This is a genomic window from Spiroplasma sp. AdecLV25b (genome assembly GCF_030913225.1).
Taxonomy (GTDB): Bacteria; Bacillota_I; Bacilli_A; order Mycoplasmatales; family VBWQ01; genus Spiroplasma_E.
On record NZ_JAQYTS010000033.1, the window covers coordinates 1 to 13,648 of the forward strand.

The 13,648-nt window shown below is 27.3% G+C and carries 15 protein-coding genes; 7 read left to right on the top strand and 8 right to left on the bottom strand.

Going from position 1 to position 13,648, the window contains the following annotated elements; translation table 4 throughout:
- The first annotated feature begins 244 nt into the window (after window positions 1-244).
- Window positions 245-784: an MBL fold metallo-hydrolase gene (locus tag RDJ14_RS03195; protein WP_308149931.1), complete on the top strand. Its 540-nt coding sequence runs from the start codon at window positions 245-247 to the stop codon at window positions 782-784.
- 96 nt (window positions 785-880) lie between these two features.
- Here RDJ14_RS03195 and RDJ14_RS03200 read toward each other — a convergent pair whose 3' ends face one another.
- The 4 genes from RDJ14_RS03200 to uvrA form a co-directional block, all read right to left on the bottom strand.
- On the bottom strand, window positions 881-1,402 hold the full coding sequence (locus tag RDJ14_RS03200) for a hypothetical protein (protein ID WP_308149932.1): 522 nt from the start codon (window positions 1,400-1,402) through the stop codon (window positions 881-883).
- Window positions 1,403-1,566: 164 nt separating this feature from the next.
- On the bottom strand, window positions 1,567-2,049 hold the full coding sequence (locus RDJ14_RS03205; protein ID WP_308149933.1) for a hypothetical protein: 483 nt from the start codon (window positions 2,047-2,049) through the stop codon (window positions 1,567-1,569).
- Between the two features lie 182 nt (window positions 2,050-2,231).
- Complete coding sequence (locus RDJ14_RS03210; RefSeq protein ID WP_308149934.1) at window positions 2,232-2,381, bottom strand: hypothetical protein; 150 nt, start codon at window positions 2,379-2,381, stop codon at window positions 2,232-2,234.
- A gap of 198 nt (window positions 2,382-2,579) precedes the next feature.
- Window positions 2,580-5,450: an excinuclease ABC subunit UvrA gene (gene uvrA / locus RDJ14_RS03215; RefSeq protein WP_308149935.1), complete on the bottom strand. Its 2,871-nt coding sequence runs from the start codon at window positions 5,448-5,450 to the stop codon at window positions 2,580-2,582.
- Window positions 5,451-5,735: 285 nt separating this feature from the next.
- Between uvrA and RDJ14_RS03220 the strand changes: the two genes are divergently transcribed.
- The gene (locus tag RDJ14_RS03220; protein WP_308149936.1) at window positions 5,736-6,125 is read left to right on the top strand and encodes a hypothetical protein; all 390 of its coding nucleotides are present in this window, start codon (window positions 5,736-5,738) and stop codon (window positions 6,123-6,125) included.
- A gap of 176 nt (window positions 6,126-6,301) precedes the next feature.
- Entirely contained in the window at window positions 6,302-7,114 is an 813-nt protein-coding gene (locus RDJ14_RS03225; protein ID WP_308149937.1) for a hypothetical protein, read from the top strand.
- Here the strand turns inward: RDJ14_RS03225 and RDJ14_RS03230 are convergent.
- The 3 genes from RDJ14_RS03230 to uvrB are packed head-to-tail and all read right to left on the bottom strand — an operon-like array spanning window position 7,109 to window position 9,567.
- A complete protein-coding gene (locus RDJ14_RS03230; RefSeq protein ID WP_308149938.1) occupies window positions 7,109-7,402 on the bottom strand; it encodes a methylated-DNA--[protein]-cysteine S-methyltransferase in 294 nt (97 codons plus the stop codon). The genes RDJ14_RS03225 and RDJ14_RS03230 overlap by 6 nt on opposite strands.
- Window positions 7,386-7,562: a hypothetical protein gene (locus tag RDJ14_RS03235; protein ID WP_308149939.1), complete on the bottom strand. Its 177-nt coding sequence runs from the start codon at window positions 7,560-7,562 to the stop codon at window positions 7,386-7,388. Before RDJ14_RS03235 ends, RDJ14_RS03230 begins: the two co-directional genes overlap by 17 nt.
- A gap of 19 nt (window positions 7,563-7,581) precedes the next feature.
- On the bottom strand, window positions 7,582-9,567 hold the full coding sequence (uvrB, locus tag RDJ14_RS03240) for an excinuclease ABC subunit UvrB (RefSeq protein WP_308149940.1): 1,986 nt from the start codon (window positions 9,565-9,567) through the stop codon (window positions 7,582-7,584).
- Between the two features lie 485 nt (window positions 9,568-10,052).
- On the opposite strand from uvrB, the gene RDJ14_RS03245 reads away from it, so the two are divergent.
- The gene (locus RDJ14_RS03245; protein ID WP_308149941.1) at window positions 10,053-10,559 is read left to right on the top strand and encodes an ankyrin repeat domain-containing protein; all 507 of its coding nucleotides are present in this window, start codon (window positions 10,053-10,055) and stop codon (window positions 10,557-10,559) included.
- A gap of 229 nt (window positions 10,560-10,788) precedes the next feature.
- On the opposite strand, the gene RDJ14_RS03250 is transcribed toward RDJ14_RS03245, so the two are convergent.
- Window positions 10,789-11,103 carry a DUF6506 family protein gene (locus RDJ14_RS03250; RefSeq protein ID WP_308149942.1) on the bottom strand — a complete coding sequence of 105 codons (315 nt, stop codon included), beginning with the start codon at window positions 11,101-11,103 and terminating at the stop codon, window positions 10,789-10,791.
- A 162-nt stretch (window positions 11,104-11,265) separates the two neighbouring features.
- Between RDJ14_RS03250 and RDJ14_RS03255 the strand changes: the two genes are divergently transcribed.
- The 3 genes from RDJ14_RS03255 (at window position 11,266) to rpsI (ending at window position 13,369) form a co-directional block, all read left to right on the top strand.
- Window positions 11,266-12,300 carry an SGNH/GDSL hydrolase family protein gene (locus RDJ14_RS03255; RefSeq protein ID WP_308149943.1) on the top strand — a complete coding sequence of 345 codons (1,035 nt, stop codon included), beginning with the start codon at window positions 11,266-11,268 and terminating at the stop codon, window positions 12,298-12,300.
- Window positions 12,301-12,514: 214 nt separating this feature from the next.
- Entirely contained in the window at window positions 12,515-12,955 is a 441-nt protein-coding gene (gene rplM / locus RDJ14_RS03260; RefSeq protein WP_308149944.1) for a 50S ribosomal protein L13, read from the top strand.
- A gap of 6 nt (window positions 12,956-12,961) precedes the next feature.
- Window positions 12,962-13,369, top strand: coding sequence for a 30S ribosomal protein S9 (rpsI, locus tag RDJ14_RS03265; protein ID WP_308149945.1), 408 nt, complete (start codon window positions 12,962-12,964; stop codon window positions 13,367-13,369).
- Window positions 13,370-13,648: the final 279 nt, after the last annotated feature.

A 13,648-nucleotide genomic window follows, 5' to 3' on the forward strand; every position in this document is an offset into this window, starting at 1 on the left:
CTATTGTAAAATTTAATGGAGTCATATATTTCTCATCCTATCTAGTTTTTATTTTCAAACTAATTATATTTGATAAGGAGGGGTATATGGCTCATTTTTTATTACTTTTTTAAATTTACACACAATCTTAGACTTAACCATTTATTCTCATATATGAGTAAATTTATGAGACAAACAAATAATTTTCAAACTAATATGTTACAATTTCATATATAAACAATTACTATTGAAAGGAAATTATTTAATGATAAAAGAATTTATCAACCCTATGATTAACAATCAAAAATCATATTTAATTATTAATAAACAAGAATGTGTATTAATTGATGCATCACTTAATATTAAAGAAATTATTAGCTATTTAGTAAATGAAAAATTACAATTAAAAGCTGTTATTATTACTCATGGTCATTGGGACCATATTATTGGTTTAAATACTTTAATTAGTCAATATCCTCAATTAACTGTCTATATTAATCAATGAGATGAAAACTTTATTTATCATCATCCATATTACAAAATGTTAGTTGACCATGAACAAATTAGTGAAGCAACTAAAACTAACATTAATTTGATTCCTATTATTGGCAGTACTGCTCTTAAGTTAATTGGGTATGACTTTTTATGTCAGCATATTCCTGGTCACACCCCTGGTAGTCAGTATATTTTAATTAAAGAGTTAAATGCTGTCTTTATTGGGTATACTATTTTAAAGATAAAATTGGTTATCATGGCATTCCTTATTGTGATGATGAGTATTTTAAAAAGTCATTACTTGAATTAACTAAACTTAATAAAGAATATCAAGTTTATCCAGGCCATTGAGACTCATATATTTTAAAAGATGTTTTAACAAATAATGAAATATTAATAAAATTTATTAAATAATGGAATTTCCTCTTTTTTGATAATCTTTAATAATATTAATAGTAATTAATATTGTTATTAAACAGGTAATACAACTAATAACATCTAAAATAACAGCAGCAATCGTAATTTGATATGAAAAAACTGTATTATTAAATTCAGGTAAAAGAACAATAATACTAATAATTTCACAAGCTGTACCGATAAAACCTAAGAAAAAACTTATAAAATCAAGCGAAATACTTATTTGGTCTTTTCGATACAATACTATATTTTGTTTGATTAAAGTCTTTTTTATTCTAATTAAACGGTACATTAAGAAAAAAGGCAGAAAAGCAAAAATAAAACTGGTAATGTCAAATAAAATTGCGATAACAGTGAGTCAAAGTGATGCTTTATCACTATTTCAAAAAGGTTGAAGCGCCAAAATACTTAGGATTCCTAAAATTATACCAATTAAACCAGAACCAAAACTTATTAAGTCCATTTTAAGAATTTTTTTATTAAACTTTAAAAAGTATACTCTTTTTTCCAAAGTAGCAACTCCTTTTTTAAAAGATAGAATTAATTATACCATTTTACATGACTTCTACAAAAATTTTTTCATATGCCTATTTTCAAGAAATTTATTATAATTCACATTATATTTTCATTTGAGAGTGTTTGTTAGATATTTCGCTAATATAAGGAGAGTATTGGTTAATTGATTTGTTCTATATTAAGTTCAGGTTTTAAAATCTTACACTCGTTTTCTGTATGTAGTTGTTTTTTATTTAAGTTATTATTTGTTTTCTTGCTAAAACATCTTTTAAATATTGATTTTATTCATTCAAAAATTTTTCTAAATAAACTTTTTTCAAATAATTTTAAGTTACTAACCATTTTAATAATTCTATTATCTAATTTGTTTTTTTGTGATTTAAGGCTAATTAATTTTTCTACTAACTTTTTAAAAAAATCTTCTCTATTGTTCATAAATTCATCAGAAATAGAGGAGGGTGCATTGTTGACAACTCATTGATTATTTTTTTTAATTTTGTTGTCTAATTCTTTATATTCTTTTTTAATTTCATCAAAAAGAGCAAAATCAATATTCCTGTCTAACTTTTTTCTTAATCTTTCTTTAACTAAATTTTCTATATAATTCATAAATTTATCTGAAGCAATGTTTTCATTACTCATAATACACTCCTTTTTACAATTTAGTAACTTAAAAAAACCATTTACTTTTTAAATTAAAGCATTGGTTTAAAAACTTATATTTAATTTATGAAAGAATCATACAACAGTTTTTATTTATTGTTTGTCAACAATGAAGTTACTTAATTAAAATTAAATAGGTATAACACTACTACTTCATATGTTTATTTTTGTTCATACTTTGTTATTGTGTTATCAAATGATTTTTGATAGCATTCTCCACTGCAATATAGAAATTTATCACAATACAAAGAATCAAATGTTTGCTCTTTTTCACATGACGATAAATAGCATTTGACTGTAACAATTGGCATATAAAACACTCCCCTAATATTTATGATACTTAATCCAGTTATATTCTACATAATTTTTTTAATAGACTTCTTAATATGCTTATTTTTGGAATAAATAAAATTTTAAGTGTTATAAAGAAAAACTACATAGCTAACTATACAGCCTATAAAGATATTTTGAAATTTTTTACTCTTGTTTACTACGTGTTGAAGTACACTCTATTTTCGTTTTAAATCACGAGTTATTACTTTCTTTAAATATTGACCAGTATAAGATTTTTCAACTGCTACAACTTGCTCAGGTGTCCCTGTTGCAATTACTTCACCACCATATTTACCACCTTCAGGTCCTAAATCAATAATATAGTCAGCAACTTTAATTACATCTAAGTTATGTTCAATAACGACCACAGTATCACCATGATTAACAATTTTATTTAACACTTCAATTAAATGTTTAATATCATGCACGTGTAATCCCGTTGTTGGTTCATCAAGAATATACATAGTCTTACCTGTTGCTCGTTTTTGTAATTCTTTGGCCAGTTTTACTCGTTGGGCTTCACCACCTGATAATTCCGTGGCTGGTTGTCCTAAGGTAATATAACCTAATCCAACTTCTTGCATCATTTTTAATTTTTTACTAATTTTCGGATGATTAGCAAAGAAATTTAATGCCAAATCAACTGGTAATGCCAACACATCAAAAATATTTTTACCTTTATATTTTACTTGTAAAGTTTCACTATTGTAACGTTGTCCTTCACAAATCTCACATGTAACATAAACATCAGGTAAAAAATGCATAGAAATTTTAATGACACCATCACCAGAACAACGTTCACATCTGCCACCTGATACGTTAAATGAAAAACGTCCTTTCGAATAACCACGGATTTTTGCTTCAGGAGTTTGGGTAAACAAATCACGAATATCATCAAATACTGAAGTGTACGTAGCTGGATTACTTCTTGGCGTTCTACCAATTGGTTCTTGGGAAATAGGAACAATTTTATCAATAAATTCCATACCTTTTATAGTTTTGCATAATCCTGGTCGTTCACCTTTAATGCCTAAATTCTTTTGAATTCTGGCTAATAAAACATCATTGACTAAAGTTGATTTACCACTACCTGAAACTCCAGTTACACAAATAAACTTACCTAATGGAAATTTAACATTAATTTTTTTCAAGTTATTAGTTTGTGCTTCTTGAATTTCAATGGCTTTACCATTACCGCTTCTTCGTGTTTTTGGCAAGGGAATATACTTACTGCCGTTTAGATATTGACCAGTAATTGATTGAGAATTATCTGCTACTTGTTGGGGTGTCCCTTCAGCGATGATTTCACCGCCATAAATTCCAGCCATGGGTCCAACATCAATTAACCAATCTGCTGTTCACATTGTATCTTCATCATGTTCTACTACTAGTAGGCTATTATCTAAATCACGCATTTTTTTTAACGTTTCAATAAGTTTAGCATTATCACGTTGGTGTAAACCAATCGAAGGTTCATCTAAAACATATAGAACTCCTGTTAATTGTGAACCAATTTGCGTAGCTAATCTAATACGTTGTGATTCACCACCTGATAAGGTTTGTGCCATTCGTGATAAATTTAAGTAACCTAATCCGACATTAGTTAAAAAATTTAAGCGATTAATAATTTCTGTTAAAATTAGTTTCGCAATTTCTTGTTGGTTGTTTGTTAGTTTTAATTGTAAAATAAATGTTAAACTTTCTTCAATATCTAAGTTAGTATATTCACTAATATTTACTTTTTGATTTTTTTCATTAGTAAGTTTAACTGCTAAAGCAAATTCGTTTAGTCTTGTTCCTTTACATGTTAAGCAGGTACGTTCACTCATGTATTTACGATAGTACTCACGAGCAAAATCACTAGTTGTTTCTAAATATCGGCGTTCAATTAAGGTGCTTATTCCCTCAATATAATCATGATTAGGATATTTACGACCGTTGGCTGAAACTAAACTGTAACTAATAATTTCATCACTACCACGCATAATATAATTAATTTGTTCTTTCGTTAAGTTTTTTAATGGCTGATTTAAATCAATTAAATAATGATGACAAAGCACTTTCAAACGTTGTCATTCTAAATTACTAGTATCAACCACATTTTTATAGTATTCAATTCCACCATTATTAATGGAAAGTTTAGTATCAGGCATTAGTAAATCTTCATCAACTTCTAATTTTATTCCCAATCCTTTACATTCAAAACAGGCACCACTAGGGGCATTGAAAGAAAACAAACGTGGTTCTAAAGCAGGAATAGCAAATCCACAAACTTTACACGCATATTTTTGTGAGAATAATCATGATTCATTATTATCAGTTAGAATAATTTTAGCTAAACCACCACTATGATTTAGAGCAACTTCTAAACCATCATGAATGCGAGAGATCATATTATTATTATTAATGAATCTAACGCGATCAATAACGATGTCAATATCATGACGTAATGATTTGTTTAAATCAATTTCTTCATCTAAACTATAGATTTTACCATTAATTTTAACACGTAAAAAATTTTCTTTTTTTAATTTAACTAATAACTCTTGATGACTACCTTTTTTTGCCACAACTACTGGTGATAAAATTTCAATACTAGTATTATCTTGTAAGGTTCTAACTTTGTTAACCATTTCTTTTAAGGTTTGACTGCTAATCGGACCATGACCTTTATTACAATATGGTGTTCCTACTCGTGCATATAATAAACGCACATAATCATAAATCTCAGTTACTGTTCCGACTGTACTTCGCGGATTGTTACTTGTTGTTTTTTGGTCAATCGAAATAGCAGGTGCTAAACCTTCAATGGCATCAACATCAGGTTTTTCACTATTACCTAAAAATTGACGGGCATATGCTGATAATGATTCAACATAACGTCTTCTACCTTCAGCATAAATCGTGTTAAATGCTAGTGATGATTTACCACTACCTGAAACTCCAGTAATTACTACTAGTTTATTTTTGGGGATTTTAATATCAATATTTTTTAAATTATGTTCACGTGCCCCTTTAACAGTAATATATTTTTGATTATTATTCATTTGTTCCTCCATTTACTTTCATTTTCTTGTTTAATTATACTATATACGTAATATTTTACCAATAATTATTAACCTAGAAAAATGATGTTAATAGTGATAATAAAACATTTATAGTATTAAATTAATATTTTAAGTTGTTATTTTTTATAATTTTATTTATAATAAGTTTAGTATTACTATAATAGTAGTACTAAAAATTAATTTTAGACTTTAAGTCCTAATTATAACATTTTGCTATAATTAGGTTTTTTATGTCAAAAAAAAACAAAAAAGGAGACTCTATTTATGCCAAGAGATTTAAAAATAGAAATTGCAGAAACACACAAACTTTTAACAAATTTAATAACAAAGAAAATACCTTCTTCACCAAATGAACCTGAAATTAATCTTTATAACATTATTGATTATATTAAAGATTATACAATCAATACCATTTTAATGAATATATATGGTATTTATGCACAAAAAAAAGATAGTAAAAAAATTAGCAAAAATATCATTAAAAGTGATGATTTTATAAGAATATTAAAAGCTAATATTATTTTACATATTAAGATAACAAAATTAGCAAGTGATTATCTTGACGAAAATAAAGCTATAGAAACTATTAATAGAACTTTCTTCTTAGCTAAATTCATGAAAATTAAAGATATAGAAAACAAATTGGAAAATTAATTAAACTAAAAACAAAACTTTCTAACTACATTAGTAAATATAATGATTTAATTCGTGAAGATTGAATTAAAAAAACCGAAGAAAAGATTATTATTCTTAAAGAGAATACCACGGATAATAATCTAAACGGAAATATAAAAAACATTTTTTTAATGTTTGAAAAATGTAAAGAAAATATGGATAAACTTAAAAAAATACTTAGTGAACACAATAACTTTATTGGAGAATGTAATACTATTAAAATTCCTAAAGTTTATCAAACAATTTTTGAACAAACTTATAATGCCCTTGCTGCAGTTTATCCTGAATATGATGTACCATCAAACAGCAGTGCTCCAAATACATTAGCAAGTATTATTAAAGGAATCTTTGAAAAAATTACTAGTAATCCTAAAAGTGAATTTCAAGAAGCAATTGAACTTTGAAAAAATGATCCAAATATTCTTGAAATCAAACTTAATAATAAAGAACTTGTCTTACCTTCAGGAGGAGCATTGAAATTTAATTTTAATATTGGATCTTACAAAAAACAACATATTATTCTTACTAGAAAACCAGATTCTGTTACTAAAACAACTATTGAAACTGATGACAATGACACCTCAAACATAAAAATATATAAAAAATTAATAGAACAAATTATAAAAGAACAAGAATATGAAATTTCAAAAAATACTGATTTTTTAGATCTTGTGACTACTAATACAAAACAGTTTAAACAAGCTCTTGTATCAACTACAAATGACAGTAAACCACCATGTCAAATAACAAATCAAAATTACCTCATTCCTCCATTACTTAATAAACGAAAAAGCACAAGCATGAATAATTTAAATTCAGATACTTTAATACCAAAAGAACCATCACCATCGCATGAAGAAACCATGAAAAATAACACAGAACAAATATCAGATTTACAAAGCATATGTTCTACTCATGAAACATCATCAAATCAAGATGCACCATCAACTAGTACTAATAAACTATAATTGCTCATGTTTTAACAAAAACATCTTAATATCACTACCATAACGATAATTAATAATATTTTTATTTTTACTAACCACCCGATGACAAGGTACAATAATTGCAATCGGATTCTTACCCAATGCTGTCCCTACAGCACGTACTGCTTTAGGATGACCAATATTAATAGCCAATTGTTCATAAGTTAAAGTAGTACCATAAGGAATAGCACAAGCTTTACTTCACACTAATTCTTGAAACGGTGTCTCTTTCAATCCCATCGGTACTGAAAATTTAGTTTTTTTTATCAAAATACATTGCTAATTGTTGTAAACAGTTAGCAATTACTATATCATCTTTACTATTAATAAATTGTGATTTATCAACAAAGCTAAGGTTAGTTAATTGTTCATTTTCAATAATGATTTCAATCATTCCAGTCTTACTTTTAAAATATCCATATTTTTTCATAAGCACTTTCTCCTATCATTTATTTTTCACTTTCAATACTCAAGATTAAATCACGCAATGTTGCTGCTTTTTCAAATTCCAAATCCTTAGCTGCTTGTAACATTTCCACACGTAAATCAGCAATAATTTTGGCTTTAGCAGTAATTTTAGCTTTCTCCTTACTAGCATTTAATAGTTTTAAATCATTATCTAATTCTCTGGTACTCACAATTTCACTTAACGGTTTTTTTACAGTAATGGGAATAATATTATGTTTTTCATTATAAGCAATTTGAATCTCGCGTCTTCTTTTAGTTTCATTCATCGCTTGTGTCATAGCATCAGTAATAATATCACCGTATAATATAACATGACCATTAACATTTCGTGCAGCTCTTCCGATGGTTTGAATTAAAGATTTAGTATTACGTAAGAAACCACTTTTATCAGCATCAAGAATACAAATTAATGAAACTTCAGGTACATCCAAACCTTCTCGTAATAAATTAATTCCGACAATTACATCAAAGACTCCTTTTCGTAAATCTAATAAAACTTTCGTTCGCTCTAGAGTTTTTAATTCATTATGAATGTATGCCACTTTAATTTTCTTTTCTTGTAAAAAGTTAGTTAACTCTTCGGCCATTCTAATAGTTAATGTCGTAATGAAAACACGTTCGTTATTTTTAATTCGTTCTCCGATTTGCGTAATAATATCATTAATCTGATTAACTGTTGGCTTAACTTCAACAGTTGGGTCTAATAATCCTGTGGGGCGAATAACTTGTTGAACAGGCACATTAAATGGTGGTTGTGCATCTTTAATTAATTCTAATTCATAATCAGATGGCGTTGCTGATGTATAAATGATTTGTTTTAATTTATTAGAAAATTCATTAAAATTCAGTGGTCTGTTATCCATGGCACTAGGTAAACGAAAACCATATTTAACTAATGTTTCTTTTCTACTTCGATCAGTATTATACATTCCACGCACTTGGGGAATAGTCATATGTGATTCATCAATAATCGTTAAAAAATCATCAGGAAAAAAATCAATTAACGTAAAAGGTGGTGTCCCAGCTAATCGTCCTTCGAGATGACGAGAATAGTTTTCAATGCCACTACAAATCCCAAACTCAGTTAATGCTTCTAAATCATGATTAGTGCGTTGTTCTAAACGTTGGGCTTCTACTAACATATTATCGGCTTTCAATTGCGCTAATGTTATTTTTAATTCTTCACTTATTTTAACAATTGCTTTATCAACACGATTTTTACTAGTAATATAGTTTTGGGCAGGGAAGATTGTCACAAAAGGAAAACGTTCTAAAACATTAGCACCTAAGGTATCAATGCGGGCAATTTCTTCAATTTCATCACCAAATAAACTAATACGCAAATAGTATTGGTCATTTCAGGATGGTGCTAATTTAATCACATCACCTTTCACACTAAAACTTCCTGGGTCTAAAGTAGTATCATTACGAACATAACCATTTTTGATTAATTTTAAAAGTAAATCTTTCCGATTAATTGCTTGGCCTTTGCGTAATTCAAAAAAATTGTTTTTATATTCTGCTGGTTCTTGTTCACCATAAATAGCAGCAACTGATGCGACAACAATGACATCTTTACTAATAGAAAGTCCATTTAAAGCACTTAGTCGTAACATTTCAATTTCTTGGTTTTGTTTAGAATTCTTATCAATATAAGTATCAGTTTTTGGTAAGTAGGCTTCGGGTTGATAAAAATCGAAATATGAAACAAAATATTCAACACGATTTTCAGGAAAAAAAGTTTTTAATTCTCCATATAGTTGCATAGCTAAAGTTTTATTGTGAACTAAAATTAATGTTGGCTTTTGAACTTGGACAATTACATTAGCCATCGTAAAAGTTTTACCTGTTCCTGTGGCGCCTAATAAGACTTGATGTTTAATTTTTTGGTTAATACCAGCTACTAATTCTTTAATAGCAGTTGGTTGGTCACCAGTTGGTTGATATGGAGCTACGAGTTTAAACATGTTATCATTCCTTCAGTAATAGATTGTTTACTATATACCATTATTTTAACTAAATTAAATTATTAAACAGTAAATAAGAAAAACAAGCAGTTAAAAACGTTTGTTTTATAGGAATTTATTATGAATATATTTTTTAGTTTAATTAGTGTTTAGTCTTAACGATGATATCCACTCTAAGTTTATAATTCCGTTATTTCTTATGTTAAAAAACTTAAATTTGATGTTATAATAGTTACTGAAAATATGAATTACTCATTTGTATTATTTTTACAAACTAATTATAATAGTGATTATTTACATTTTAATTAAAAGAAATACTTTTAATTAGGATTTATGAAATTAACTTAAGTGAATTTTTTTAAATATAATCATCGTAAAAAAATTCAGTATTTAAAATTATTCTAATTAAATTATTTATTAAAAAAAGTAAATTTTAACTAATAACCGTAAAATTTTACTATGAATATTATAAGGAGTTGAAATATATGCCAGATACTGATAAACACGTTTCATTAATGAAGAAAATTTATTCAAAAAAAAGTTTTAATGATTTTTATAAAGATAATAGAAAGTGAATATATAAGACAGAATTTAAAATTACGAAACTGAACGAAATATTTAATCAAATAAAAAATGAAGAAACATCAAAACAAATACTATCTCATATTTTATCTTTCAAAAAATTAAAAAAATATTGTGAAAACCAAAATCAACCTATTAGTTCTAATGAAGAACTCTTGCTAGTATGCATTCAAAGTAATAACAATGAACTATTTTCAATACTTATAACTCTATACAATAATTTAGTACTTAGTGAATATGAAAAACAATTTCTTTTACACCTAACTGCACAAGAAGGACGTGCAAACATTGTTGAACTACTTTTAAAAAATAAAGCTGACATTAACGCCAATACTAGTAAAGGTTTCACAGCCCTACATCTAGTTACACAAAAAGGAGAAAAAAACTGCTACATTACTTTTAAAAAATAAAGTTGAAATTAATGCCACTTTAATTGGTTCGTAGTAATTATGGACGTTCTTACTGACTTAAAAACATCGAGAACTGAGATAAAAAAAGGATGATTTTTTTGCTGAAGCATTTGACCAATGATTAGATACACCAAAAAACAATCGTACTTGAAATTGAGAACTATTAAATAACTTTTTCACTAAAAAACTCCCTAGTTATTTATCTTAAGTCACCCTACCCTAATATAATTTACTTTTTAAAATTCATTAATTCATATAAAGATTTACGAAACTCAGGTCCATACATAACCCCACCAACTGGGATTTTATACTCAATAGCCTCACTAATCTTAGTAACCCACTGTGGTCCAAAGCCACCACATAACTCAATGGTTTGTACCCCTTCTGATAGTAAACGTTTAGCAATATCAATTGCTAGTGCTTTTTCATTAACATCTAAAGCAATAACTTGAAATTGACATGGTCCAACTTTAGTTTTAAAACTATTATTTTGCTCATTGAAACCAGGGCTTAAATAAATAAATGCTCATGAAATAAGTGCCATATAACTTTCTCGCTTTCCTTTGAAAATTATTCTATTTTCTTTTACTAGTATAATTATATAATATAAAATAACACTTTTAATATTAAATTAATGTAATATAATAAATTAGTAAGTATTACTTTTTAGATATTTACCAAGAAGATAGAAATGAGATGAAAAAGTATGAAATCCCTTTTAGGACTTATTACAACAGTGTTAGTGAGTACATCATTAACACCAATCATTACTAACACTATTAATAATAAAACAACTACCAACACTAATCTTTATGTTTTAGGAGATAGTCTATCAGATACAGGAGCCTTAGCTGGTGGGGCTGGAACACAATTTTTTCAAGCAAGCAGTTTATTATTTCCCAACATTAAAGAAGTAAAATTAGAACCTCCATTTTACAATAATTCATTTTCAAATGGTCGCGTTGCTATGCAAATTGTAGCAGATAAATTAGGAGTTAAATTAACACCTGGTTGAAAATTTAATGATTTAAATCTTAAAACACATCAACAAGTAGGCAATAACTACGCCGTTGGCGGGGCGCAATCTAGTATTCGTGTTGATGTCGAAGGAATATTTATTAATAAATTTGATATTAATGCCCAAGTTGATGCTTTATTAGACCAACATACAGTACAAAAGAATGATAAAATCTTTTTAGAAATTGGTGGTAATGATATTATTTATGCAATGACAAAAGTTTTCAATCGTGAACAAGATATTATTATTAATGATGCTATTTTTAATGAAAAAACAGCACTAGAAAAATTAATCACTAAGGGGGAAAATCATATTTTAGTTGCTAATTTACCAGATGTTAGTACAATCCCTATGTTTAATAAACATATAGCTAAAAGTTCAAGAGTTAAAGAATTGGTTAACATGTTTAATGATAAATGAACAGTAATGATTAATAGCTTAAATGAAAAGTATAATAATCCTATTAAAACTTATAGTTTATTTAATGGTATGAATCAAGCAATAAGTACTTTTAAACAAAATCCTAACCACAATATCACTGATAATGCAGTAACTATTGATTTTAAAGGACTTTTAAAAGATGGTACTTTTAGTCCAAAATATAATCCTGGTGTTAATCCTGATAATATTGATAATTATTTTTTCTTTGATGCTGTTCATTCAACTAAATGAGGACATAATTTCATTGGAAATCAACTAATAAAATTAATTGAAAAATGATAATATTAATTAAAAAAACACACCTTCTTAAATTAAAAATGTAAAATATTGTTGATTTTACGATACAATTTACTTAATGTTATTATATACCAACTAATTTAAAAAATATTTGTATTAAAATTGACAATTAATCTTGTTTTTGTTTTTAATATTATATATAATTATTAATGCTTTAAGCAATGTAGTCCCGGTAAAATTACACTGTAAGGAGAAAAATATGCGTCAAACAACAATGAATTTCAAGAACAATGAAAAAAAATGATATGTTATTGATGCCAACGGTTTAGTTTTAGGACGTCTTGCAACTAAAGTTGCAATGATATTGCGTGGTAAAAATAAACCTTCATTCACACCTCATCTTGATTGTGGAGATTATATTATTATTATTAACGCTAACAAAATTAAATTAACTGGTAATAAACTACAAGACAAGAAGTATTACAATCACTCACAATTTCCTGGCGGATTACGTACACGTAATGCCCAAAGTATGATTGCTAAAAATGCTTCTGAATTAGTAGAAATAGCTATTAAAGGCATGCTTCCAAGCACTACTTTAGGTCGTAAGCAATTTACACATCTTCATGTTTATAATCATGACCAACACCAACACCAAGCCCAAAACCCTGAAGTTTTAACACTAGGCCAAGAGGAGTAGACTTTTATGACAACATCTAACAAACCCGTAACTTATTCAAGTTCAGGTGGGCGTAAAACGTCAACTGCACGTGTGCATTTAAAAAACAGTGGTCAAACAAAGATTTTAATTAACGGTTTAGAACCAATAAAGTATCTAGAGCAAGAAATCCTAGTTCAAGATATGTTATTACCTTTAAAAGTAACTAACACTTTAGAAAGTTTTGAAATCAACATTAAAGTTGAAGGTGGAGGAAGAACTGGTCAATCTGGTGCTGCACGTTTAGCATTATCAAATGCTTTAGTGAAAGTATCAGAAGATTATAGAGTATTATTACGTCAATTCGGGTTATTAACTCGTGATGCACGTAAAAAAGAGCGCAAAAAATATGGTTTAAAAGCTGCTCGTAAAGCACCCCAATTTTCAAAGCGTTAAGATATTATTGGTATATATGAAAAAAGAGTTCTACGAACTCTTTTTTACTACTTATAATTTAAAAATATGTTCATTAGGTATTTTAAATTAATTTTATGATGATTAAAATCTAGATATTATGGTTGGTGAATTAAAAGTATTACAACTCGGTTCTATACCAAGTTTACTATAAACTAGTAGTCTTAGATGATTTTGATATACTCTCACAATCAGATTCTGGAAACTCTATTGATGACAATTTTATTTCCAACCCATCTACTTCTTCCAGTAATTCTTCAA